We start from the raw sequence: 24,854 nt of genomic DNA, 5'->3' as shown, positions 1-24,854 counted from the left end.
TCATCCGGTCGAGCGAGGCCTCGACCGAAGGATGACACACGCCAAGTCAACCAGCGACCAAGGAGAAAGACATGACAGATCAAGCACACAACGCCGCCGGCATGGGCCGCCGCACCATGCTTCGGACTGCCGGAGCAGCCGTCGTCACGGGCCTCGTGGTCGGCGGTACGGCGACGGATGCGGCTGCAGCGACAGGAGGCGCCGACAGCATGTCCTCAGCCGAGCGCAACGAGGCGCCGCTTGGCGTGCGGCTCCAGGGCGTCCAGCACTTCGGGCTGACGGTCCAGAACATGGAGCGGGCCTACGAGTTCTACACGGGCGTGCTGGGCGGCACAGAGGTTTTCCGTCATGGCGACTTCCAGGGCGACGGGGTGCAGAACACGCTGCTGGCCGACCAGGAGATCGAGGCGAATGCGCGCGGGGTCAATCCACGGACGATCGGCGTCCCGGATCTGCGCAGCGGAGCTCAGAGGCTCGACGTCCGCTTCATCCAGTTCGACAACATGGTGCTCGAGCTGCTGCAATATCGCGAGGCCGACCAGCCCATGGGCAGTTCGAAGAGCTTTGCCGAACCGCTGGAGCACATGAGCCCCGCCTTTCCGCGCATGATGCACATCTGCTTCTATGTTCGCGACGACGTCGACTTCAACAAATTCATCGCCGATCTCGAAGCCGAATCTGCGCGACGCGGCATGACGCAGGTGAGGGCGAACCGCACGGTCCGGGTCATGACCGAGGCTGCACGCAAAGCCGCACCTCAGAGCGCCAACACCAACCGAGTGACCGAGGAGCCCTCGAACGGCTGGGAGCTGATCTATTGCAAGGGTCCCGAAGGCGAGCAGCTCGAGTTCGTCAAGGCGCTCGGCCCCGTCAAGAAGCGTTTCAGCGAGGCCCTGGCGAAACGGCAGCAGACAGTCACACGCTGATCCGTAAGTCCCCGGGCGACGGGGCCGCGGGATCTGTGCCGACAGCCTGCTCGTCCAGTGAAGCGTTCACGACCACAATGTGAAGGAATTCATCATGCCAATCCTCGTCCGTCAGTCGCCGGCTGTCCTGCTTCTCGCGGTCTCGCTATCCATGGCGGCGTCCTCGGCCGTCGCTCAGGAAGCGCCGCGCGTGCACTACCAGGAGATTCCGGAAGGCGCCTATTCGGTCGTGGCGCAGGTGCGAGCAAGGCCCGGGAAGGAAGATGCGCTGCGCGCAGCCACCCTGCCGCTGATTGCCAAGGTCCGCAGCGATCCCAAGAACCTGGTCTATTTTCTCCAGGAGGACCGCGCCAAACCTGGCCGCTTCATCTTCTACGAGGTCTTCGCGAGCCAGGCCGATTTCGACGCGCATAACGCCACTGCTTACGTCCAGGAATGGTTCGCCAAGCTTCCGGAGCTTGCCGAAGGCGGCGTCGAGGTCATGCGGATGGCGATCCTCGACGTGCCCAGGAAATGATCGGAATTCCGCACACGCGGTGTTCTCGCGCATGTCCTGCGGCGAAATGCCCGCCGCAATCGTGCTAATTCAAAAGGGCGCTATTCAACACTTTCGCAGTGCATGATAATTTGCTGGCGATCTCTTCGATCGACTGGCAATGGTCAATGCGGGCTGTCACCGAGACACTGCAGCGGAGCGTAGGCCGACAGGAACTCACATTCTCCTTCGGGCCGTTTCGGCTGATTCCCCGCCGCCAGCTGCTCCTGCTCGACGGGCGCCCCGTCAAACTGGGCGGGCGGGCTTTCGAACTCTTGCAGCTGCTGGTGCAGCGTGGCGGCGAACTCGTCAGCAAGGATGAGCTGATGGCGGCCGCCTGGCCGGGCACCTTCCTTCACGACAGCAATCTGAAGGTCAACATGTGGAGCTTGCGTCGCTCGCTGGGTGATACCCAGATCGAGCCGGTCTACATCGCGACCGTGGCGCGGCGTGGCTACAAGTTCATCGCGCAGGTGCAAACCAGCATTGGCGAGATCGAGGACGATCCGGCACTCGCTCAGCCGGTCGCCTTGTCCGGGCCGCCCTTGTTGCGGGGGATCGTCGGTCGCGAGGCCGACATCGCCGACATTGCCGATGTGTTGACCAATACGAGGCACGTCACGCTGGCCGGCCCAGGCGGGGTCGGCAAGACCACGGTCGCCGCTGCGGCAGCACGGCTTTTCGCGCCACAATGCCGGGACGGCGCCTGCTTCGTCGATCTCGCCACGATCTCCGATCCGACGCTGTTCGGCGCGGCGCTGGTCACGGCGCTGGGCATCAGGGGCAATCCGGACAACAGCCTGGCTGCGGTCCTCGATTATCTGCGACCACGGCAGATGCTGCTCATTCTCGACAATTGCGAGCATGTGCTGCCGGCTGCCACGATCTTTGCCGGCAGGTTCCTGGCGGACACCTCGCCGTCCAGGCTGCTGGCCACGAGCCGCGAACCGCTTGGGACGGCCACCGAACACGTCGTGCGGCTTGGTTCGCTGCCCTCACCGAGGTCCGGTCTAGACTTGACGGTCGATCAGGCCGTCAGGTTTCCGGCGGTCCAGCTGTTCGTCCGCCGCGCCGCCGAATGGTCGGACTACCAGTTCATCGACGGCGATTGCGAGGCTGTCGCCTCGATCTGCCATTCGCTCGACGGTCTTCCGCTGGCGATCGAATTGGCGGCGGCCCAGATCGGCGCATTCAATCCTCGCGAATTGGTGACGCTGCTTGATCAGAATCTGGGTTTTCGCGCCCCCGGCACCGAGGGCGCACCGCCGCGTCACGAAACCCTCATGGCGACGATCGATTGGAGCTTCAGGCTGTTGTCGCAGAAGGAAGCCGTGCTGTTCAGCTTGCTGTCGGTGTTCAGCGACGCGTTCGAGGTCGAGGACGCGGCTTTCGTGGCGGAGGCCGCCGGGCTCACTCCGGTCGACGTCGTCACCGGCCTCGGCAGTCTCGTCGCCAAATCGCTTGTAAGCGCGCAGACGAGGGGACCGGGCCTTCGCTATCGACTGCTCGACAGCACACGGCGCTACGCGGCCGAGCGGCGCCAGGCCGATCCCGCCTGCGGCCATGCCCTGCACCGTCATGCGTTGCGCGTCCTCGCGCTGTTCGAGCAGTCCGAGGAGGAGTGGAACTGGCGCGAGCCGGCTGATTGGACGCATCGCTACCTTGGCCGTATCGCGGACTTGAGGGCTGCTCTGTCTTGGGCATTCGGCGAGGCGGGAGACCCTGTCCTCGGAATCAGGCTCACGGTCGCGGCGATCACCTTGTGGTCGGAAACCTCCATCCTGTCGGAAGCGCAGGCGCGGTTGAAGCAGGCGCTCGCATTGGCCAAGATTGTGGAATGCGACGACCTGTCGAAGGCAAAGCTCGCCTGTGCCCTCGGATGGAGCCTGTTCTACGCACGCAAGATGTCGAACGAAAACGAGGTTGCCTGGCTCGATGCGATCGCCTTTGCAAGGCGCTCGGGTAACGTCGAGTATCAGCAGCGCGCGCTGGTGGGATTTGCCTTTTACCTGCTGCAGATCGGCCAGGTCCCGCGCGCCATCGCCTATCTCGAGGAGGCCACGGAGCTCGCCGAGCGGGACCGCAACCTGACGGCAACGTCCGAAGCCGATCGGGCATTGGCCTGGGCCCGCGCCTTTGCCGGCGAATTGAGCAAGAGCCGCCCGGTCCTCGATCGCCTCGCGGCGACCTATTCGCTCGCCGCCGGACGTTCGCGCAAGGATGCGAACGAGGTCTATCGGTTCATCACCGTGCGTTTCAATTTGCCCTTCGTTGCGTGGATGCAAGGGCAGCCCGACTATGCGGCAAGGCTCGCGCGCGACGCCGTCGACGCCGCGGATCGCAGCGGTCATTGGGTATCCCAGTCGAATGCGCTCGGGCTCGCCGCGCTCCCGGTCTCGCTCGAGACCGGAAACCTGACCGCGCTCGAGACCTATACGGAGCGGCTGAGGCGCAATCTGCAACGGGAGCGGATCTCGCGTTGGGTTCCCGTCGAGCACTATTTCTCCGCCTGCCTTCGCGATCTGCGTGGCGATCGGCAGGCGGTGGAGGATATTCGAGCCGCGATCGACGAACTGATCGAATGCCGCTTTCTGATGCGGATCGGCAGCTATCTGGCGGTCCTCGCGCGCGCCCATCTGCGGCAGGGGCGAATCGCGGAGGCGCGTGCGGCCATCACGCGGGCGATCGACCACCAGGAGCGTCAGGGCGAGCGCTGGTGCCGCTCGGAACTTCAGCGGGTCGAGGCATCGGTTCTACTGCAGGAAGGGGAGCCGCTGCGTGCCGAAAAGCGGCTGCAGCAGGCGCTCGCCGAAGCGCGCGCCATCGGGGCGGTGACCTTCGAGTTGCGGATCGCCACCGATCTTGCCGCGCACTGGATCGCGACGGGCCGCAGGCCGAAAGCCGTCCGATTGCTGGCTCCCCTTTACGGCGAATTCACCGAAGGCTTTGAAACGCAGGATCTGGTAGCCGCCGCACGCCTGCTGCAGCGCGTGCGAGCCAGCGCCTAGCCGCCGCGGTTAACGCCAAGAGCCAGCACCGCGGGGCAGCCCAGCGTTCCCGTCAACGCTGATCTCGACGACGTCCGGATTGGATCGGTATAGTACCACCCCGATTGCAGGCCGACGCCGGAACAAGGATCAGATGATGGACGATACGATTGGCTTCCCCGATCCCGGTCTCGACCTGTCGGATGGCTTCAAGCCGCACACCTCGCATTGGGGCGTGTTTTCCGCGCGTCAGGGCGCGGCCGGGCTGGAGGTCAGGGCTTATGCGGGCGACCCCGATCCGAACGGCATCATCGACAATTTCCCCGGCGCGCTCCGCCATCAGGCGCGCATTTCCCAGCCGGCGATCCGCCGCGGCTGGCTCGAGCGCGGGCCGGGCCCCGACGATCGCCGCGGCCGCGACGAATTCGTTTCCGTGAGCTGGGAGAAGGCGCTTGACCTCCTCGGCGACGAGCTGTCGCGCATCCGCGATACGCGAGGGCCTGGCGCCGTGTTCGGCGGCTCCTATGGCTGGTCGAGCGCCGGCCGCTTTCATCACGCCCAGAGCCAGGTGCATCGCTTCCTCAACATCGCGATGGGCGGCTATGTGCGCTCGGTCAACACCTATTCCTCCGGCGCGTCCTCGGTGCTGCTGCCGCAGATTCTGGCGGGTTACGAGGACATCACCAAGCGCAATGTCACCTGGGAGCAGATCGCCGAGACCACCGACATCGTGCTGGCCTTCGGCGGCATGGCGCTGAAGAACTCAATGGTGGCCGGCGGCTCCATCAGCAAGCACGTCGAGCGCGGCGCGATGGCAGCGGCGAGCCGGCGCGGTTGCGACTTCATCCTGGTCAGCCCGCTGCGTGACGATCTGCCGGTGGAAGCCGGTGCCGAATGGATGAGCTGCGTGCCCGGCACCGATACCGCGCTGATGCTCGGCATCGTTCACACGCTGGTCAGCGAAGGCCTGCAGGATCAGGCCTTCCTCGATCGTTACACCGAGGGTTGGCCGGTCTTTCTGCGCTACCTCACTGGCGAGAGCGACGGCCAGCCCAAGCACGCCGAATGGGCAGCCGCGATCTCAGGCGTCGAGGCGGATACGATCCGCAAGCTCGCGCGCCGGCTCGCCGGAAAGCGCGCACTGATCACCGTCTCGCATTCGCTGCAGCGCGCCGAGCATGGCGAGCAGCCGGTGTGGATGGGCATGGTGCTGGCGGCAGCCCTCGGCCAGATCGGCCTTCCCGGCGGCGGCTATGCCTATTCGCTCGGGGCCATCGGCTATTACGGCCGCCGCGTCAACGACGTGCCGGGGCCGACGCTGGGGCAGGGCCGCAACGGCGTGGCCGATTTCATTCCCGTGGCGCGCATCGCCGACATGCTGCTCAAGCCGGGCAGCACCTATCGCTACAATGGCGAGACGCGGACCTATCCGGACATCCGCATGGTCTACTGGGCCGGCGGCAATCCCTTCCATCACCACCAGGATATCAACCGCCTGCGCAAGGCTTTTGCGAAACTCGATACGTTCGTCGTGCATGAGCTTGCCTGGACCGCCACCGCCCGTCATGCCGACATCGTGCTGCCGTCGACGATGACGCTCGAGCGCGAGGACATCGGCTATTCCAGCAACGACCCTCTCATGGTGGCCATGCACCAGATCGCCGAGCCGTTCGGGCTTTCGCGCGACGACTACGACATCTTTGCCGATCTCGCCGACCGTTTGGGGGCCCGCGAACCCTTCACCGAGGGCCGCACCTCGCGGCAATGGCTGGAGCATCTCTACGAGCCGACCCGCGCCTCGCTCGCCAAGCGCGGCCTGGAGGCCCCTCGCTTCGACGAGTTCTGGGCGCGCGGCAGCCTGGTCGTGCCGCAGCAGCCCGATGACGGCGGCCGGCTGCGCCGCTTCCGTGAGGATCCCGTCAATCACGCGCTGCCGACGCCGAGCGGGCGCATCGAGATATTTTCGGCCAAGATTGCCGGGCACAACGATGCGGATTGTCCGGGACATCCGGTCTGGCTCGACAAGACCGACATGCCCAAGCCGGGGGCGCCGTGCTTCCTCGTCGCCAACCAGCCGGTGACGCGCCTGCACAGCCAGCTCGATTTCGGCGGGCACTCGCTTGCCGCCAAACATCGCGGCCGCGAGGTCGCGCGGATGAACCCGCGCGATGCGAACGCGCGTGGCATCAAGGACGGCGACATCATCCGCCTGTTCAACGATCGCGGTGCGTGCCTCTCCGCGGTCCACGTCACCGACGGCATCGCGCCCGGCGTGGTGCAGCTTCCGACCGGCGCCTGGTACGATCCGATGGACCCCGAAGACGAGGCGCCGCTCTGCGTTCACGGCAATCCGAACGTGCTCACCCGCGACATCGGGACCTCGTCGTTCGCGCAAGGCTGTACGGGGCAGCTGACGGTGGTCGAGGTGGAGAAGTTCACCGGCAATCTGCCGCCGATCCGCGCGTTCGATCCGGTGTAGCCCTCACGTGCGCCCGACGCTGCACTACGCCGCGGCGCTGGCGATCCAGCCGATCTGCGGGGAAGGGCAGCGCCGCGTCGGCGCTTCGACCTCGAGCCGCTCACCCCTGCTGGCGAGGCGCCAGCGTGCCGGTGACTCGCCGCTGATGCGCTTGAACACGGTCGAGAAATGCGCCTGCGTGCTGAAGCCCACGGCAAGAGCGATCTCCGCCAATGGCCGCTCGGTGGTTGCAAGCAGCGTCTTCGCCTGCTCGGTCCTGTGATTGAGCAGATATTCGCGGGGGCGGTAACCCGTCGCTGCGCGGAATTGTGCCGCAAAGTGCATCCGGGACAGGCCGGCGACATTGGCGAGCTCGGACAGGCTGATGCCGCGGTGGAAATGATCGGCGATATATTGCTCGACACGCCGCAGCCGCCATTTCGGCAAGGCGTTGACCCTGACGCGCGGCAACTCCATCCGGGTGAGATGCATCGCCAGGGTCCGGCCGATGCACTGCGTGAAATGCCGGTCTTTGGCATCACTCTGCTCGATCAGCGCCTTGGCAAGTTCGGCTGCGAGGGGATCGCGGAACAGCACGAGATCATTGAGCCCGTCAGTCGCAACGACATGGGCCGGAAGATGATCCGTGGAGATGTGGACGTGCAGGAAGGCGCATGGCGACTGGAACTGCACGCCGAGAGATTTCGACGGAGCGGTGACATAGAGCGTCCCCGCAGGCATGGTGCCGTCGAAAATGATCTGGCGGTCCCGTGTCAGCTTCGCGCGCGTGGTCTTCAGGGCGATGCCGATGAAATAGCGATCGTCCGGCGTCGTCGTCTCGTGCGACGAGCTGCTCCGCGTGTCCTCCCATCGCGAGATCGTGATGTCCTGGGTCGCGGCGTCCGGAGCGCGATCGATCTGACGCCATTGGCTCTCCCGGGCGATCACCTGCGTCGGGCGAAGAACCTCGTGATCCCGCGAGCCGGCTGGAAAATCGATCCAGGCATGGGCCGCGTGCAAATTGTTCGACATCGCTCGTCCTCTCCTGGCTTTGCCGCGGTTTGCAACGACCGGCAAACGCGCAAACCCAATGCTTTCCATACTCGGAGGATAGGCGTGAGCTGGCCAGGACGCCCGTTAGTGGTGATTAGGATCTGTTAGATTTTGTGCGCGTGCACCAGGTGCGACAGCCCGCCGCAGTCGTTTGATCAAGTCCAATTTGTCGGAGATTTGCCCGGCTGCCGCTGTTTGAGGGGACCTCAAGGAGGATCGCGTGGGGATCGACGTGCCGGTGTGAGATCCGCGCAGGGCCTTCGCTGGACCTCGCATCGGTGCCGGGTATAGTCCCCGCGCGTTTCGAGGAAGCAGTCGTCAAGATGAGCAAGATGTGACCGACCTCACGGCAGGACATGGCCCCCGCAGCGGCGGCGCCGGACCGATCCCAGATCTCGATGCCGTCTCGTTCGGGCCGTTCTCGCTGCGCTCGCGGCTGCTGGAGAAGGACGGCGTGCCGGTCAAGCTCGGCAGTCGGGCGATGGATATTTTGCGCCTGCTCGTCAGCCGAGCCGGCGAGGTGGTGCCAAAGAACGAGATTCTCGGCTACGCGTGGTCCGGACTCTCCGTCGAGGAGATCTCCTTGCGGGTTCATGTCGCGGAGCTGCGCAAGGTGCTCGGCGACGGCAAGGACGGTGTCCGCTATATCACCAACATCCCGAGCCGGGGTTATTGCTTCGTCGCGCCGGTGCAGCGTGGCCCACGCGCTGAGCCGCCTGCGCTCACGTCGCGGCCGGCCGAAAGGGTGACGCCGTCGCCGTCTCTGCCGCATCGCCTGGACCGGATGGTCGGGCGGGACGAAATCGTGGCCGAATTGGCGCCGCGCTTGCTCCGCGATCGTTTCATCACGCTGCGCGGGCCAGGCGGCATCGGCAAGACCACCATTGCGGTCGCGCTCGCGCATGACCTGTGCGACAGGTTCGAGGGCAAGGTTCATTTCCTCGAATTCGGTCCGCTCAAGGATGCCGCATTGGTAGCGAGCACGGTTGCCGCCGCGCTTGGCCTCGTCGTGCATCACAACGATCCGAGTGGCAGCATCGTCAATTTCCTGCGCGGGCGGCGGCTGCTTCTCGTTCTCGATAGCTGCGAGCACGTCATCGACGCGGTCGCACGTCTCGCGGAAGACATCCACCGCGAGGCGCCCGGCGTCGCCATCCTCGCCACCAGCCGCGAGCAGCTGTCGGTGGCTGGCGAGCAGATTTTCGAGCTCGCTCCGCTGCCGGGCCCGCCGCAGGGCGCGCGCCTCAGCGCCGGCGAGGTGCTGAATTATCCCGCGGCGCGTCTGTTCGTCGACCGCGCCAGTGCGGCGGGGCATCGCGACGACCTCACGGACGAGGATGCGGAAATCCTGGTGCAGATCTGCGGCAAGCTCGATGGCATCGCGCTCGCGATCGAACTTGCCGCCGCGCGCGTCGGTCTCTACGGGCTGCGCGAGATGGCGGCGCTGCTCGACAGCCGTCTGCAGCTCGAATGGCGCGGGCGGCGAACGGCGCCGCCGCGGCAGCAGACGCTCGGTGCCACGCTCGACTGGAGTTTCGGCCTGATCGGCGAGAACGAGCGCATCGTGTTTCTGCGGCTCGCCGTCTTCGCAGGTCACTTCACCCTGAAGGGCGCCATAGCGGTGGCGGCCAAGGAGGCAACGCCGGAGGATCGCGTCATCGAGGCGCTGGAGCAGCTCGTGGCCAAGTCGCTGGTGTCCTCGCAGCCGGACGGCGCATCGCGGCGCTATCGCCTGCTGGATGCCACGCGTGCCTATGCCATGCAGAAGCTGGCGGATGGCGGTGAGGCCAACACTATCGCGCGCCGTCACGCCTGTTACGTTCAACGCACGCTCGAAGCCGGCCTGACGGCGCAGGGCGGCAGCGGCCAGGTGTCCCGCTCGCAGGAGCGCGCGGGTCTGCTCGCCGATTCCCGCGCGGCGCTGGCCTGGAGCTACGCCCATGATGACGGCGCCGATTTGCGCGTGCCGCTTGCCGGCAGTTGCACGGGGCTGTTCGTCGAGCTCAATTTGCTGAACGAGGCGCGCATCTGGTCCGATCGCGCACTCGCGATGCTCGACGACGCCGATCGTGGCGGCCGATGGGAGCTCGAGCTCCAGTCGACGCTCGGCCACGCCTTCATGTTCACCGAGCGCAACAGCGAGCAGGCGGAAGCGGCGCTCAGGCGCGGGCTGGAGATCGCGCAAGCGCTCGGCGACCATGCCAACACGTTCAGGCTGCTGTCGCGACTGAACATGTTCTACCGCCGGACCGGCGGCTACCGGCATCTGGTGCCGACAGCGCGTCACGCCGAGCGGATCGCGCGCCTGATCGGCGATACCGCGGGCATTGCGGGCAGCAAGGCGCTTCTCGGCGTGTCCTATCACCTCGCCGGCGACCAGGCCGAGGCGCAAGCTCATCTCGACGAGGGCATGCGCGACGACGCCGCGCTGCGGGGCACGCAACCGGGACATTTCGCCTATTCGCGTACGCCGCAAATTCCGCTCGCGCGCGTGTTGTGGCTGCGCGGCTATCCCGATCGCGCGCTCGAATGCGTCCTCCCGCTCGTCGGCGCATCAGCGCCGCGCGACGTGGTCATGCATTGTATCGCGCTGTGCTGGTCCGCCTCGGTGTTCGGTTGGGTCGGCGACTGGTCCGCCGTCGAGACCATGAGCACTCGCCTGGCGACGCATGCGAGTATGCACGGGCTCGTCCCCTACGAAGCCGTTGCGACCGGCTTTCGGGCGCAGACCATGATTGCCCACGGCGAGGCCATTGGCGGCATCGACCTGTTGCGGAGCGCGCTTCCGCGTCTGCACGCGGATCGCTACGAGCTCTATATGTCGGCGTTCGCCGCGGATCTGTCTTCCGGGCTGGTCTCGTTGGGGCGCTTGGCGGAAGGCGCTCAGGTCCTTCACGAAACCATCGACCGCGTCGAGCAGGAAGGCGGCGCCTTCGACATGCCGGAGCTGCTCCGTCTGCGCGGAGAGCTGGAGGCGCAGAGCGGAAAGCTCGACGCGGCCGAGGCTAGCCTTGTTGCGTCGGCAGAGCTCGCCGAGCAACAGGGCGCGCTGTCCTGGCGGCTGCGCACCGAGATGTCGCTGGCGCGGCTACGCGAGCGGCAGGGTGTACGAGATCCGCGCGAACAGCTCGCCAAGACGTACGCGCGGTTCACCGAAGGGTTCGAGACCGCCGATCTCAGGGACGCTCGGCTCATGCTGAATCCGCCTTCCCCCTGATCAAGCCGAACAGCGGCGGCGCCTCCGTAGCGATCCGCCCCGCGGGTTGCTGTCAGCCCTTGTGCCCGTCCAGTCGCGCAAGGAAGCCGCGAACGAGCGCAGCGATTTCGTCGGTGGCTTCATCCAGCGCGAAGTGGCCCGCTTCCAGGATGTGAACCTGCGCATCCGGAACGTCGTCGCGATAGGCCGACGCGCCGGCGACCGCGAAGGACGGATCGTATTTGCCCCAGACCACCAGCGTCGGCGGCCGGGTCTTGCGCAACCATTCCTGCCATTCCGGATAGGAGGCGACGTTGGTCCGGTAATCCAGGAACAGCGTGGTCTGGATCTCGGCCTGTCCCGGACGGGTCAGGAAGGCGTATTCGTCGGTCCAGCTATCGGGGTCGTAGCGTTCGGGGTGCGGGCTGGAGCCGAGATGCCGCTGGCGCGTCGCCGCCAGCGAGGTGAAATTGGCCTTGAGCGCCTCGAGCTCGTGGGCCGGATCGGCCCAATATCTGCGACGTGCCTCCCAGAGCGGGCTCAAGCCCTGCTCGTGCGACACGGCATTCTGGATGATGATCCCGCGGACACGTTCGGGATGCGCCAGCGCCATGCGGAAGCCGACCGGGCCGCCATAGTCCTGCATGAACAGGACGTAGTTGCCAAGACCGAGCTTCACCGTAAGCTCGTTCATCACGCCGGCGATGTTGTCGAACGTATAGGTGAAATCGGACGGCGGCGGCGCGCTGCTGTTGCCGAAGCCGGGATAGTCCGGTGCGATCACGTGATATTTGTCGGCGAGCAGCGGCAGCAGGGGCTCCCACATCCGCGACGAGGACGGAAAGCCGTGCAGCAGCAGCACGGTCGGGGCGTCGGCTGGCCCAGCGTCGCGGTAGAATATCTTGAGGTCACGAACATCGACGCTGTGATAGCTGATCGAGCGCCGGCTCGATCGCAATTCCTGCGCTGAGGCTTGCACGACGGCGCAGGCCATTGCGGCCGAGAGGGCGAGTGTGGCTGGAATGCTCATGTCATTGCTCTTGCACGTGGCGCGAGGGTTTGCGGAAGGTGCTGCGACGCATTCCACGCTTGTGGGATGCGTCGCCTGGGTTTCGTTCGAGCACGTCGTTCGTTGCTCGCGAACCCAATCTGCGCTCGAGGCGGGCCGTTGGCTCGTTATGAAATGTTAGACGTTGAGAGCGGCGATATCAGGTGTCGCCGCTATTCGAAGACGGCGTCGAAGATCTCGACGTCCATCAGCACCGGCTTGGCAATCACGGTTCCATCGGGCCGCAATGTCTGCGCGCGCCGAAGTGTCGGCACCAGGATGCCGCCGAAGTTGTCATGAGCCCAGGAAGAATGTGCGACCTTCATCCCGAAGAGATCGTGATCTGTCCGCCGCTGCAGGGCGCTCTCGTCGAAATAGAAGATCTGCTCGGGCGCGAGCGTTATCAGGTGAGCCGGGAATCGTGCCCGCAGCCGCCGCCAGGTTTCGGCATTCTCCTGCCAGGGCGGCAGCTCCTCGATCACGACATCGGGGTGGGCAAGCAGGAATGGAATCGTCAGATAACTCCAGATCGCGACGCCGCAGAAGAAGACGAGATGCAGTTCATCGGCAAGCGCAGGTGGATCGACCTCGGAGAATGCAAGGCTCGGGTCACGCCAGGACCGCAGGACCTCACCATCCAGGCTCTCGATCGTGATCGCATCCGGTTGAAAGGAGCCGGAGTGCTCACCCCCGGTGATGCCGGTAAAGCGCACCGATTGCGTCCGGGTCGAGCCTTCAGCGGTCACATCCTTGAATTCCCGGGCATGGCCGGCACTGGAGAACAGCGTCCCGCCAACGGAAAGGTGGAGCGTGAACCGGCTCAAGCTGTTCCAGCGGGCCATTCCGCCGCTGGCATCGATTACATCGTCAAGAAGCGCCATGTCCCGCCACATCCACCGTGCAGTGTCTCCACCATGGCGGGGCGCATGCGGCTTGGCGTGTTAGAAGTTGTTAGGAGTTGCGAGCGGGCAGCATGGCAGTATCTCGTTGAAGATACTCTCAATTCAGGGTGCCCAGCAACTCCCTGGCAGCGATCAGATCGCGGGTCTGGAGGCCCTCCTGGTAGCGCGCAACGAGGGGGTTGAGCAAAGCGCGGACGTCAGCGGCCTTGCCGGCCTGCTCCCAGATGCGGGCGAGGCTGATCGCCCCGCGAAGCTCCCAGCCGACCGCGGATTGACGCCGGGACAGATCGAGCGATCTGCGCAAGGTACTCTCGGCCTCCACAGCGTTGCCCGACCCGGCGAGGATGTCACCCTTGATCCTGAGCATCTCTGGCATGTCGAAGGATTCGCCATGATCGGGAATCTGGGCGATCGCCTCGTTGATCGTCTGCAAGGCCTCGTCGGGCTGGTTCTGGGAGGCGAGACCCTCCGCGAGCGCCGTCGCAAACACCGTTGTCATGATGCGGTGCCGTGTGGCGTACAACGTAGCCTGACTGCGGCGGAGGTGCTCGATACCCCCCGCGACGTCGCCCCGGCGCAGCAGCAGCTCGCCCTTCTGGCCGATGCCGACCGCGTGATAGGGGCCGAGGAAGTGCCGCGCGGAATGGTCGATCAGCCGCTCGATCAGGATTTCGGCACTGGCCCAGTCGCCGACCCAGAGGAACACATAGATCGTCCAGATCAGGGAGATGCCGAGGGTGAGCGGCTGCTCGAGCAACTCGGCCTCGCGAACGGTGTATCTGGCCACCTCGACCGCTCGCTCGGGCCGGCCCGTGAGCCAGAGCCCGCGCGCCAGCGCAACCAGCGCGACGATGCGGTCGTCATAGCCGAGATGCCCGATATTCAGCCGTTGCGAGCCGGGATTGTGCACCATCGCGCTTTCGCAGAACCGAACCGCCTTGTCCTGGTTGCCGATCAGATGATGCGCGACGCCGAGCATCCAATCCACGTTCAGCGTGGCGGCGGAATCATTCAGTTTGCGCGCAACGTCCTCGCCCTGTTCGCCGGTCCCGAGCGCACCGTGGAAATCTCCGACCCTGGTCAGGTAGATGTGCAATCCGCGCAGCAGCCAGAGCTGCCAGTGCAGGTCATTGAGCTGCCGGGCGAGCTCGAGACTGCGCGTGAAGGCCGACCGGACCGCTTCCGTATTGCCTCGCGTGAACATCACGGAGACGCCGAGCGCGGCCTGCAAGGTCATTTCCTGACGGCTGTCCACCGCGCTGGTGTCGAGGGACGCCAGCGCCTGCTGGGTCCATCGGTAGCATTCCGTCAGCAATGTCAGTTCGAGGAAGAACTGCGCCGCCGAGGCCGCCAGATCCACGCCGATCGTCCGGTCGCCGCCGTCCGAAAAGCTGAAGGTCAGCGCGGCCCGGACATTGGGCACATGGTCGGCATAGGGAAGGAAGCCGCCCGCGCTCTGCATGCCCGTGGATTTCAGCGCAATGTCGCGCAGGAAATCGCGGAAATATTCGGCGTGGGCGCGCGCGACGCGGTCCGCTTCGCCATTCTCGACGAGCTTGTCCGCCATGAAGGCCCGGGTGGTGTCGAGCAGGCGATAGCGCAACCGCCGCTCCGCCGGCGAGGTCGCGATCAGGGATTTGGAGAGCAGGTTCGAAATGGCTTCCACACCTTCGCCCTCGCTGATGCCCTGGCAGGATGCGACCGCAAGCGCGGCTTCCAGCGTGAACGGCCCGACGAATACCGACAAGCCGCGCAGGGTCGCGCTCTCGGCCGGCGGCAGCAAATCGTAGCTCCAGGCAAGCGCTGCGCTCAGGGTCTGGTGCCGCGGAATCGCGGTGCGCCGTCCCCGCCACAGCAGCGAGAAGCGGCTGTCCAGCAGCGATGCGGTCCCGGCAATGCCATAGGCGTTGACGCGTCCGGCCGCGAGCTCGATTGCCAGGGCAATGCCGTCCAGCCGCCGGCAGATCTCGGCAACGAGCGGCGCATCCTCCTCGGTGAGCTCGAATTCGCTCAGGCTCTCGGCAATGCGTTCCACGAAGAGCTGGCTTGCGGGATAGGCAAGGATGTCGGCGATGCCGAGGCCTTCGCGCTGCGGCGGGCAATCCAGCGGAAACAGCCGGTGGACGCGCTCACCTTCGGTGCGAAAGGATTCGCGGCTGGTGGCCAGAATATGCAGCTTCGGCGCCTCGCGGACCATGCGCTCGGCCAGAGGGGCGAGCTCATCGAGGATATGCTCGCAACTGTCGAACACCAGCAGCATGCGCCGGCTGCGCAGGACCGTCAGCAGGCTCGGCACGGGATCGTCGGCGTTGACGGTCAGGCCCAGTGCGGCCGCAATCGTGCCGGGAACCAGCCGGACATCCGTCAACGCGCCGAAATCGACGAAGCACACCTGGTCATCGAAGCCGGCAAGCTCGCGATGCGCGACGGCAAGTGCCACCGACGTCTTGCCGATCCCGCCCGGGCCGACGATTGTGACGAAGCGATGCTGGGCAAGCTCGGCCGAGATCTTCTCGACCGCATCGTCCCGCCCGATCATCTTCGCGAGCGGCGCGGGCAGCGAGCGGAGCGAAGCGTCGGGCGGGCTGGTCCGGCTCTCCGAAGGCGCAGCCCGGAGCAGCGGGGCCGCGAAGCAATAGCCGCGTCCGGGGACGTTGATCACGTAGCGGGAGCCTTCGCCGGCATCGTTCAAGGCCTTGTCGTTCAAGGCCTTGCGCAACGTCGTGATGTGGAAACGCAGGCTGCCTTCGTCGACATTCACGTCGGCCCAGATGCGCTTGATCAGCTCCCGCTTGTCAACGACCTCACCCGCACGCTCGGCGAGAAAAATGAGGATGTCGAGCGCACGGCCGCCGAGGTGAAGCGGGACGCCGTCCTTCTCGAGCAGCCGCGACTTCGCGAACAAGCGGAATGGTCCGAAGGCAATGACCGAATCTTGCTCGTTAGTGTCCGGCACGGGCCAATAATTCCAGTGAAAATGCTGAAGTGCAGTCTTGGTCTAACAGAACGAGACGTCCAGTAAACTGGCTGAAAGTGGCGAAATCGCGTGGCGATCATCGCAATCGGCCGATGCGCGAGGAGCGTCGCAAATCTAACTTAAACGCGAATGGTCTAGCGAGCGATCGGGACAATCCGGCAATGCGCTGGACCGCGATGGCGGATCTGGATCTCGGTCGTCGCGACGGTGATCATAACAGAATCTTGCAACGTCTAACGAGCAACGGGCGCAAACAGCATCCAGTATGGCCTTCGAGTTAGACGCAATTTTCAACGGGAGGCTATGATGTCCGCGATCGGCGCTCGGCCGAACGACCACGTCGTTCGATCTCAATTTGTACCTGGTCTCGATGATCAGTCGCGTGATTGGGAGCTCGTGCTGCGGGAATCCCACCATCGCATGAAGAACACGCTGACGCTGCTGGGTGCGTCAGTCCGTCGCGATTTCACGCGCGCGGGCAGGGGCGATATGTCGCTGGCGGTGGACCGGCTCGAGCGGCGCATCGTCGCCTTCGGCAGGCTCTATCAACTCTTGTCTGATCATGACGATCTGCCGGTCGTCTCCACAGCGGCCTTCTTCGAAAGCCTGTGCGAGGCGATCTCCGAGGCTGTGCTGGAACCGGCAGGTATCCGCTGCGAGGCTGCGATCGAAAGCGGCTCATTGCCGGCGGCGCAGCGTCATCGGCTCGCGCTGATGCTGACGGAGCTGGTCACGAATGCGGCAAAGCATGCTTTCCCGAGCAAGAATGGTGCGTTGATCCGCATCGGCCTGGCCCGGCGCGGCGGCGCCTGGCTCTGCACGGTGGCCGACAACGGCATCGGCGCGACCGGTCCGCTCCAGGGCACCGGTAGCCGGATTCTCGAAGGGCTCGCACGCAGCATCCATGCGCGGCTGCAGGGCGAGGCGGGGGAGGGCGGCACCCGGGTCACGATCGTGATGCCGATTGCTGCGGCGTGACCGCGGGGGAAGCTTCCCCCTGCCTCACAACGGCTAGCGGACCCTAACACTCCATAACGGGCAAAGGTCTGTCGTTTGCGCGACAGTCCTGACGTTCAGAGCGGGTGTCGATTCCGGGCCCGCGGCTTGAAACAAGGAGTTGGACATGGCTGTGATCGAGATCAATCGCGAAGCTGAAACCAAGCCCTCGACATCTCGCGGCGTCGATATGAAGCTCGAGGTCCTCGTGATCCCGGTGTCCGATGTCGACCGCGCCAAGGCGTTCTATGCGCGACTCGGCTGGCGACTGGATGCCGATTTCACGTCAGGCGACGACTGGCGCGTGATCCAGTTCACGCCGCCGGGCTCGGCCTGTTCGGTGATCTTCGGCAGGAACGTCACGGCGGCAGCGCCCGGCTCGGCGCGCGGCCTGTATCTGGTCGTCTCCGATCTCGAGGCGGCACGACAGGATCTGCTCGACCGCGGCGTCGAAGTCAGCGCGCCGTTCCACGGTGCCGGCGACGTTCATGCCGGGCCTGACGAGCCCTATCTGTTCGGCAGCGTTCGAGTCAGTGGTGCTGACCCGAAGCGCGGCAGCTATGCTTCATTCGCCGCGTTCAGCGATCCCGACGGCAATGGCTGGCTGTTCCAGGAAGTCACGACACGATTGCCCGGACGCATCGCAGGCGACGGTACGGCATTCGCCTCAGCGACCGATCTGGCCGCAGCGCTGCGTCGCGCGGCGCTGGCGCATGGCGAGCATGAGGCGCGGACCGGCGGGCACGACGAGAACTGGGCGGAATGGTACGCCGACTACATCGTCCGCGAGCAGGCCGGCCAGCCGTTGCCGACTTGAGCTGCCGCGAAAGGCATCTCCGACTTTAGCCGACACGGCGCGCGATGACATGGTCATCGCGCGCCGTGTCGCATCGCGCGCATGTCATCGTCCTCTTGCGGTGCGCGGACTCGCAACGGCTAACGCAGGCTAACAATCCATAACGAGCAAATTTCCGGGGCCCGCGCCAATCTCTCTGCACACCAACCGACGCGTTGATTTCGAACTCGGTCAGCGTCACCGACCAAAGCAAGGGAGATCCAACATGACCGCGCAAGCACGAACCGAGAGCCTCAATCCCGATCGCCGTCAATTGCTGAGCCAGGCCGCGATGACCGCGGTTGCCGCCAGCGTATCGAGCCTGTTGCCGCTGCATCCGGCCAGGGCCGCCGCAGGCGGCGCCATCCGCCCCTTCCAGATGAAGGTGCCCGAGCAGGATCTGCTCGACCTGCGCCGGCGCCTGGCTGCCACGCGCTGGCCGGATCGCGAGATCGTCAATGATCAGTCGCAGGGCGTGCAGCTGACGACGGTGCAACAGCTCGTGCGCTACTGGCAGAGCGACTACGACTGGCGCAAGCTGGAAGCGCGGTTGAACGCCTTGCCGCAATTCGTCACCGAAATCGACGGCGTCGACATTCACTTCATTCACGTCCGCTCGCGGCACGAGAATGCACTGCCGATGATCGTCACGCATGGCTGGCCCGGCTCGATCATCGAGCAGATGAAGATCGTCGGTCCGCTCACCGATCCGACCGCACACGGTGCCAAGGCCGCGGACGCGTTCGACCTTGTGATTCCCTCGCTCCCCGGCCACGGCTTCTCGGGCAAGCCGGCGGTTCTCGGCTGGGATCCCCAGCGCATCGCGCGGGCCTGGGTCGTGTTGATGAAGCGGCTCGGCTACAGCCGCTACGTCGCGCAAGGCGGCGATTGGGGCAATGCCGTGACGGAGCAGATGGCGCTGATCGCGCCGCCGGAATTGCTCGGCATCCACACCAACATGCCCGCGACCGTCCCCGACGACATCGCCAAGGCGCTTCAACCCGGCGGAACGCGCCCGGCGAACCTTTCGGCCGACGAGCGCCTTGCCTACGACCAGCTCGATGATTTCTACAAGCACGGTCTCGGCTACGCGATCGAGATGTCGAACCGGCCGCAGACGCTCAATGGCCTCGTGGATTCGCCCGCGGGCCTCGCGTCCTGGATGCTCGATCACGATGCGCGCAGCGCCGCGATGATCGCGCGCGTGTTCGACGGTCGGACGGAAGGGCTGTCGCGCGACGACGTGGTCGACAATATCACGCTCTATTGGCTCACCAACACCGCGGTCTCCTCGGCCCGCCTGTACTGGGAGAACAAGCTGGTGTTCTTCGCGCCCAAGCACGTGACGATTCCGGTCGCCGTCAGCGTCTTTCCGGACGAGATCTACGCCGCGCCGCGGAGCTGGGCCGAGAGGGCCTACCCCAAGCTGATCCACTACAACCGTCTCGACAAGGGCGGACACTTCGCGGCCTGGGAGCAGCCGGCGCTGTTCTCCGCGGAAGTGCGCACCGCGTTCCGCCCGCTGCGGCAATCGATCTGAGATGCGAACCCATACATCAGGAGTGCAAGACATGAACCGTCCCGAACCCACCTTCACGACCGAACAGATCCACCTCGAGCGCCGCCTGCCGTCCTACTGGCGTGTCACCTTCGACATGCCGCCGGTGAATATTTTCGGCCCGAAGCAGCTGCCGCTGCTGGGCGACATCGTCACCAGGATCGAGACCGATCCGGACGTGAAGGTCGTCGTGTTCGACAGTGCCGTCGAAGGCTTCTTCATCACCCATTACGACTTCCTCGCGCCGCTGGAGGATTCGCTTCGTATTCCGCCGGGGTCGACCGGCCTCGAGGCGCTGCCCGACATGCTTGTGCGCCTCAGCCGCGCGCCGGTCGTCTCCATCGCCGCGATCCGGGGCCGCGCGACGGGTGTCGGCAGCGAGCTCGCACTCGCGAGCGACATGCGCTTTGCCAGCCACGAGAAGGCGATCCTGTCGCAATGGGAGGTCGGGGCGGGCCTCGTGCCCGGTGGCGGGCCGATGGCGCGATTGCCGCGCCTGATGGGCCGCGGCCGTGCGCTCGAAGTGCTGCTCGGCGCCGACGACATCCATGGCGATCTCGCCGAACGCTACGGTTACGTCAACCGGTCGTTGCCGGACGCCGAGCTCGATGGTTTCGTCGAGGCACTCGCCATGCGCATCGCCTCGTTCGACAAGGAGGCGATCGCGGAGACCAAGCGCCTTGTCGATGTCGCAAGCCTGCCGCCGGACGCCGAAATCAAGCCGGAGTGGGACGCGTTCCTGGCCTCGCTCGGCCGCCCCGCGAGCCAGACCAGAATCAAGGCGCTGATGGCGCGCGGCTTCCACCGCTCCGGGGACGTCGAGAACCGGCTCGGCTTCCACGTCGGACAGATCGGCAGCTAACGGAACCGTTGCGACGCGCGGCCGGTTGGAGCGGCGGCAGGCGGTCACGCCGATGCCGCCTTCCACCGGTACGGAGGAGCGGTGCTGAAATCAAACAAGGAGAATTGAGATGATACGCAAGGCAACGGCAGTCTGGAAAGGCACCGGTCGCGACGGGACCGGTCATCTGACGAGCGAATCCGGCGTGCTCGCGCAGACACCCTATTCGTTCAAGACCCGCTTCGAGAACGAGAAGGGTACCAATCCCGAGGAGTTGATCGCGGCGGCCCATGCCGGCTGTTTTACGATGGCGCTGGCCTTTGGCCTTCAGATGGCCGGTTTCACGCCGGACGAGCTCTCGACCGAAGCCGCCGTCACGCTCGAGCCCGAAGGCAAGGGCTTCAAGATCAGCAAGTCCGCGCTGACCTTGCGTGCCAAGGTGCCGAACCTCGACGACGCAGGTTTTGCCAAGATCGCCGGCGAGGCCGAGAAGAACTGCCCGGTCTCGAAGGTGCTCAACGCCGCGATCACGCTCGACGCCAAGCTGGGCTGACTGAACGCAGGGAGTGTTGCCATGTCTCGCCAAAATCCGTCTCGCCAACATCAGCCGGATGAGGACAGGTTCCGGGCGATCCTGCCCGAGGATATCGCATGGCAGCCCTTCCCGGCATTTCCGCCGGGTGCGCGATTGGCCGTCATGGTCGGACATCCCGCCGAGCCCGGACCTTACGTGGTCCGGGTCAAGGTGCCCGGCGGCACGAGGTTGATGCCGCACAAGCATCCGGAGGACCGCATCTACACGGTCATGTCGGGCGTGTTCTACATCGGGCTCGGCGAGAGTTTTGACGGCGATAAAGTCAGCGCCTATCCGCCGGGGAGTGTTATCGTGCTGCCCGGCGAGACCTGGCATTTCCATTGGGCGAAGGCCGGCGAGTATGTCACGCAGGTGAGTGCGATCGGGCCGCTGGGCCTCGAATATCACGACGACAAGGATGACCCGCGCTTGCGTGCAGTTGCAGAGCAAAGGTAAGCATCTCGACGAAACCAAGGAGCATCAAATGACGACGGAACGCGCAGTTTTGGCCGGAGGCTGCTTCTGGGGCATGCAGGATCTGATCCGCAAGCAGCCAGGCGTGATCTCGACACGCGTCGGCTACACCGGCGGTGCGGTGAAGAACGCGACCTACCGCAACCACGAAGGCCACGCCGAGGCGATCGAGATCATGTTCGATCCCGCCAAGACCAGCTACCGGACCATGCTCGAGTTCTTCTTCCAGATCCACGATCCCACCACGCTCGATCGCCAGGGCAATGATCGGGGCACCAGCTATCGCTCCGCGATCTTCTACGCGAGCGACGAGCAGAAGAAGATCGCCGTAGACACCATCGCCGACGTCGAGGCGTCCGGCCTGTGGCCCGGCAAGGTGGTGACCGAGGTCGCGCCCGCAGGCGAGTTCTGGCAGGCCGAGCCCGAGCATCAGGACTATCTCGAACGTTATCCCGACGGCTACACCTGCCACTTCATCCGGCCCGGCTGGAAGCTGCCGCGCCGCGCTGCTGCCGTCGGAGGCTAGATCAAGACGCCGTGCCGTCAGGCCCGCGATCGCGCGATCAGATCGCGGGCCATGCGCATGTCGGCGATATCGGAGCCTTCGGCAAACGTCCCGCAGACGTTGTCGAGAACCACCCGGGCTTCCGCGCCCCGGCCGGCTCCGATCATGGCCCGCGCGAGGCTGGTCGCGCAGCGGAGCTCCCAGAAGCGCGCGCCCTGCTGGGCGGCAATGTCGATGGCCTCGCGAAAGTGCGCCTCGGCCTGCTCCGCATGCCGCGCGCTCCTGAGCATCAATTCTCCCTTGATGCGGAGCAGCTCCGGCAGATACCAGCGCTCCTGCCGGTCGTTGCAACGAGTCAGGACGTCTTCGATCACGTCGAGGCCACGGTCGACCTGGTCGGCTTCGAGGAAGCACGCGGCGAGCTCGCCGAGCAGCGGCAGAAAGCGCGGCAGGAAGCGCGCATCGCCGGCGCGGTTGAGCTCTTCGCGCAGGAGCGGCAGGCCGGTGGCGATGTCGCCGCGCCTGGCCACGACCGCGGCGTTGAAGGCGCGTGCCCATAGGCCCCACAGCCGGATTCCGTGGCGCTCGGTGTGTTCGAGCAGCTCGGCACCGTGGCGCTCGGCGGCATCGAAATCGCCGGACCAGAACGCGATCGGGCAGGCGGCCTGTCCCAGCACGCTGCAGAAGGTCAGCGCATGGCCGTTGGCGCGGCCTTCCTCGATGTTCGTGGCGGCGAGCGCCTGGGCCTGATCGGCAAGGCCTTGAAGCCAGAGGATGCGGGCCCGGAAATATTGCGTCGATATCCTGAGGTCGAGTGGGAAGATTTTCGGCTTCGCCACCAGCACATGCAGCGAGGCGTTCACCCGGTCGATACGCTGCCGCGCGTCGTTCTGATCACCCAGATAATGCAACGCGACGGCCATCAGGCGGTCGCCCAGCATGAGATCGGTGCTGTCAGGCGAATTCGCAGCCGCGTTCGCAAAGCGCTCGGCGAGCACGCGGGCCTTGCCGAACTGCCCGTTGTTGAACTGGTCGATGCACAGGCCCCAGAGCGCCCTCAGCCGGAAGTCCTTGTCGTCGAGGCTCTCGGCCAGCTCGAGCGTCGTCTCGAGGATCGGGCGCGCCTCGCGCGCGCGGCCCTCGCCATACATCAGCGACCAGCCGAGTGCCGACAGGAGCTGCATGCGGACGCGGTCGTTGTCGCCGTCGTCTCCGAGCGCCGCCAGTGCCGTTCTGCTGCGCTCGCGGCATTCGGCGAACAGCGACAGACGCACCCACAGGGTGACCGCGGCCGCCGTCAGCGCAACGGCGAGCCGGGTGTCGCCGTCGGGCGCGAAGGCCCAGTCCAGCGCCGCGCGCACATTGTCGAGCTCCCCACCATAGGTGCTGAGCCATTCGGGCAGCGGCGTCGACGCGTCGGCCCCCGCGCGCTCGAAGAAATCACGAAAATGCTCCGCATGACGCCGCGCGAACTGCCTGGCTTCGCCGAGCTCGTTCAGTTTCCCGAGCGCGTAGGTGCGCGTGGTGTCGAGCAGGCGATAGCGCAGCGTCCGCGAGCCGGATGGCGAGATCAGCGATTTGGTGACCAGGCTGTCGATCGCCTCCAGCGTCTCCGAGGTGCTGAGGCCATCGCCGGACGCGACCGCGGCAGCCGCCTCCGGCGCGAAGGGTCCTGCGAACACCGACAATCGCCGCAAGGTGGCGCTTTCCGCCGGAGGCAGCAGGTCGTAGCTCCAGTCGAGGGCGGCGGCGAGCGTCTGGTGCCGCGGGACGGCCGTGCGCCGTCCCCGCCATTGCAGCGAGAAGCGGCTGTCGAGCAGGGAGGCGGTGCCGGCGATGCCATACGCATTGACACGGCCTGCCGCAAGCTCGATCGCCAGCGCAATGCCGTCGAGGCGCCGGCAGATGCTGGCGACAAGCGGCGCCTCTTCGGCGCTGAGCTGGAACGGCCCGGAGCTCTGCGCGATGCGCTCGACGAAGAGCTGGGCCGCGGGGTAGGCGAGAACCTCGGCGACGTCGAGGCCGTCGCGCTCGGGCGGACAATCCAGCGGAAACAGCCGGAAGATCCGCTCGCCTTCGCTTCGGAACGACTCGCGGCTGGTGGCGAGAACACGAAGCTGCGGCGCTTCGCGAACGATGCGCTCGACGAGAGGCGCCAGATTATCCAGCACATGCTCGCAGCTGTCGAAGATCAGCAGGGCCGGCCCGGTCTTCAGAAATGTCAGCAGGGCCGGCGTCGGATCCTCCGCGCTGACGGTCAGTCCGAGGACGGCGGCGATGCTGGTTGGGACATGGCTCGCATCCCGCAGCGGACCGAAATCGACGAAGAAGACGCGGCCGTCGAAATCCGCCGAGCGGCGATGCCCGACCGTGACGGCGACGGCGGTCTTCCCGATGCCGCCGGGACCGACCAGGGTCATGAAGCGATAGAGCGTCAGGCCGTTCGAAATCTTCTCGATGACCTCCTCGCGTCCGACCATCTTCGCAAGCTGGGCGGGCAGGGAGCGGGGAGGAATGATTTCGGCGGCGGCTGGCGCGACCTGCGAGGGCGCTTGAGCGAACGGGGCGACAAAGCAATAGCCACGGCCGGGTACATTGAGGACATAACGGGCCGATTTTCCGGTATCGCCGAGCACCTTGCGGAGCGCTGCGACATGGAAGCGCAGACTGCCCTCGTCGACATTCACCTCGGCCCAGATGCGCTTGACCAGTTCTCTCTTGTCGATGACTTCTCCGGGGCGCTCGGCAAGCAGGATGAGAATATCGAGCGCGCGGCCGCCGACGTGAAGCGGCTCCCCTTCCTTTTCCAGGAGCCGGGACTTGGGAAACAGCCGAAATGGCCCGAATGAAATGGCCGAGTCTTGGTTGTTATTGTGAGCTGGCACGTGCCATTGCCCCCCGCAACGGGAGTCAAAAGGTATTTTGTTGTGGTCTAGCAGAACGAGGCGTCCAGTAAACTGGCCGAAAGCAGCATGGCTGGCAGACCTGC

17 protein-coding genes are annotated in these 24,854 nt (G+C 65.6%); 12 read left to right on the top strand and 5 right to left on the bottom strand.

Annotated elements, in window-relative coordinates:
* Positions 1–71: 71 nt before the first annotated feature.
* From XH81_RS02320 to XH81_RS02305, 4 genes are all read left to right on the top strand, one after another.
* Entirely contained in the window at positions 72–926 is an 855-nt protein-coding gene (locus XH81_RS02320) for a VOC family protein (protein ID WP_028143748.1), read from the top strand.
* A gap of 94 nt (positions 927–1,020) precedes the next feature.
* Positions 1,021–1,443, top strand: a complete 423-nt coding sequence (locus tag XH81_RS02315; protein WP_038974495.1) for a putative quinol monooxygenase — start codon at positions 1,021–1,023, stop codon at positions 1,441–1,443.
* Positions 1,444–1,589: 146 nt separating this feature from the next.
* Positions 1,590–4,469: an ATP-binding protein gene (locus XH81_RS02310; protein ID WP_028143746.1), complete on the top strand. Its 2,880-nt coding sequence runs from the start codon at positions 1,590–1,592 to the stop codon at positions 4,467–4,469.
* Between the two features lie 136 nt (positions 4,470–4,605).
* On the top strand, positions 4,606–6,927 hold the full coding sequence (locus tag XH81_RS02305) for a molybdopterin guanine dinucleotide-containing S/N-oxide reductase (RefSeq protein WP_028143745.1): 2,322 nt from the start codon (positions 4,606–4,608) through the stop codon (positions 6,925–6,927).
* Positions 6,928–6,951: 24 nt separating this feature from the next.
* Here XH81_RS02305 and XH81_RS02300 read toward each other — a convergent pair whose 3' ends face one another.
* On the bottom strand, positions 6,952–7,938 hold the full coding sequence (locus XH81_RS02300) for a helix-turn-helix domain-containing protein (protein WP_271595658.1): 987 nt from the start codon (positions 7,936–7,938) through the stop codon (positions 6,952–6,954).
* A 355-nt stretch (positions 7,939–8,293) separates the two neighbouring features.
* Between XH81_RS02300 and XH81_RS02295 the strand changes: the two genes are divergently transcribed.
* Positions 8,294–11,176 (top strand): ATP-binding protein, encoded by a 2,883-nt coding sequence (locus XH81_RS02295; protein WP_028143743.1) that lies wholly within the window; start codon positions 8,294–8,296, stop codon positions 11,174–11,176.
* 52 nt (positions 11,177–11,228) lie between these two features.
* Here the strand turns inward: XH81_RS02295 and XH81_RS02290 are convergent, their stop codons facing one another.
* The 3 genes from XH81_RS02290 to XH81_RS02280 form a co-directional block, all read right to left on the bottom strand.
* Positions 11,229–12,185, bottom strand: a complete 957-nt coding sequence (locus XH81_RS02290; protein WP_028143742.1) for an alpha/beta fold hydrolase — start codon at positions 12,183–12,185, stop codon at positions 11,229–11,231.
* 191 nt (positions 12,186–12,376) lie between these two features.
* Positions 12,377–13,084, bottom strand: coding sequence for a hypothetical protein (locus XH81_RS02285; protein WP_028143741.1), 708 nt, complete (start codon positions 13,082–13,084; stop codon positions 12,377–12,379).
* A 118-nt stretch (positions 13,085–13,202) separates the two neighbouring features.
* On the bottom strand, positions 13,203–16,061 hold the full coding sequence (locus XH81_RS02280) for an ATP-binding protein (protein ID WP_028143740.1): 2,859 nt from the start codon (positions 16,059–16,061) through the stop codon (positions 13,203–13,205).
* Between the two features lie 327 nt (positions 16,062–16,388).
* On the opposite strand from XH81_RS02280, the gene XH81_RS02275 reads away from it, so the two are divergent.
* The 7 genes from XH81_RS02275 (at position 16,389) to msrA (ending at position 21,886) form a co-directional block, all read left to right on the top strand.
* Positions 16,389–17,060, top strand: a complete 672-nt coding sequence (locus XH81_RS02275) for a sensor histidine kinase (protein WP_028143739.1) — start codon at positions 16,389–16,391, stop codon at positions 17,058–17,060.
* Between the two features lie 145 nt (positions 17,061–17,205).
* Complete coding sequence (locus tag XH81_RS02270; RefSeq protein ID WP_028143738.1) at positions 17,206–17,895, top strand: VOC family protein; 690 nt, start codon at positions 17,206–17,208, stop codon at positions 17,893–17,895.
* Between the two features lie 244 nt (positions 17,896–18,139).
* Positions 18,140–19,453 carry an epoxide hydrolase family protein gene (locus XH81_RS02265; RefSeq protein WP_028143737.1) on the top strand — a complete coding sequence of 438 codons (1,314 nt, stop codon included), beginning with the start codon at positions 18,140–18,142 and terminating at the stop codon, positions 19,451–19,453.
* A 31-nt stretch (positions 19,454–19,484) separates the two neighbouring features.
* The gene (locus XH81_RS02260; protein ID WP_028143736.1) at positions 19,485–20,333 is read left to right on the top strand and encodes an enoyl-CoA hydratase/isomerase family protein; all 849 of its coding nucleotides are present in this window, start codon (positions 19,485–19,487) and stop codon (positions 20,331–20,333) included.
* A 109-nt stretch (positions 20,334–20,442) separates the two neighbouring features.
* Positions 20,443–20,865, top strand: a complete 423-nt coding sequence (locus XH81_RS02255) for an OsmC family protein (RefSeq protein ID WP_028143735.1) — start codon at positions 20,443–20,445, stop codon at positions 20,863–20,865.
* Between the two features lie 21 nt (positions 20,866–20,886).
* The gene (locus tag XH81_RS02250; protein WP_028143734.1) at positions 20,887–21,342 is read left to right on the top strand and encodes a cupin domain-containing protein; all 456 of its coding nucleotides are present in this window, start codon (positions 20,887–20,889) and stop codon (positions 21,340–21,342) included.
* Positions 21,343–21,370: 28 nt separating this feature from the next.
* A complete protein-coding gene (gene msrA / locus XH81_RS02245; protein ID WP_028143733.1) occupies positions 21,371–21,886 on the top strand; it encodes a peptide-methionine (S)-S-oxide reductase MsrA in 516 nt (171 codons plus the stop codon).
* 17 nt (positions 21,887–21,903) lie between these two features.
* Here the strand turns inward: msrA and XH81_RS02240 are convergent, their stop codons facing one another.
* Entirely contained in the window at positions 21,904–24,750 is a 2,847-nt protein-coding gene (locus XH81_RS02240; RefSeq protein ID WP_028143732.1) for an ATP-binding protein, read from the bottom strand.
* Positions 24,751–24,854: the final 104 nt, after the last annotated feature.

The sequence above is a fragment of the Bradyrhizobium sp. CCBAU 25360 genome (assembly GCF_028128695.1).
Lineage (GTDB): Bacteria > Pseudomonadota > Alphaproteobacteria > Rhizobiales > Xanthobacteraceae > Bradyrhizobium > Bradyrhizobium ottawaense.
The sequence above is the reverse complement of the archived record's forward strand: the minus strand, read 5'-3'. Positions and strand labels throughout refer to the sequence as shown.

Coding starts and splice junctions, on each gene's coding strand:
- XH81_RS02320 (WP_028143748.1), top strand. CDS start 72: ATGACAGATCAAGCACACAACGCCGCCGGCATGGGCCGCCGCACCATG.
- XH81_RS02315 (WP_038974495.1), top strand. CDS start 1,021: ATGCCAATCCTCGTCCGTCAGTCGCCGGCTGTCCTGCTTCTCGCGGTC.
- XH81_RS02310 (WP_028143746.1), top strand. CDS start 1,590: ATGCGGGCTGTCACCGAGACACTGCAGCGGAGCGTAGGCCGACAGGAA.
- XH81_RS02305 (WP_028143745.1), top strand. CDS start 4,606: ATGGACGATACGATTGGCTTCCCCGATCCCGGTCTCGACCTGTCGGAT.
- XH81_RS02300 (WP_271595658.1), bottom strand. CDS start 7,938: ATGTCGAACAATTTGCACGCGGCCCATGCCTGGATCGATTTTCCAGCC.
- XH81_RS02290 (WP_028143742.1), bottom strand. CDS start 12,185: ATGAGCATTCCAGCCACACTCGCCCTCTCGGCCGCAATGGCCTGCGCC.
- XH81_RS02285 (WP_028143741.1), bottom strand. CDS start 13,084: ATGGCGCTTCTTGACGATGTAATCGATGCCAGCGGCGGAATGGCCCGC.
- XH81_RS02275 (WP_028143739.1), top strand. CDS start 16,389: ATGTCCGCGATCGGCGCTCGGCCGAACGACCACGTCGTTCGATCTCAA.
- XH81_RS02270 (WP_028143738.1), top strand. CDS start 17,206: ATGGCTGTGATCGAGATCAATCGCGAAGCTGAAACCAAGCCCTCGACA.
- XH81_RS02265 (WP_028143737.1), top strand. CDS start 18,140: ATGACCGCGCAAGCACGAACCGAGAGCCTCAATCCCGATCGCCGTCAA.
- XH81_RS02260 (WP_028143736.1), top strand. CDS start 19,485: ATGAACCGTCCCGAACCCACCTTCACGACCGAACAGATCCACCTCGAG.
- XH81_RS02255 (WP_028143735.1), top strand. CDS start 20,443: ATGATACGCAAGGCAACGGCAGTCTGGAAAGGCACCGGTCGCGACGGG.
- XH81_RS02250 (WP_028143734.1), top strand. CDS start 20,887: ATGTCTCGCCAAAATCCGTCTCGCCAACATCAGCCGGATGAGGACAGG.
- msrA (WP_028143733.1), top strand. CDS start 21,371: ATGACGACGGAACGCGCAGTTTTGGCCGGAGGCTGCTTCTGGGGCATG.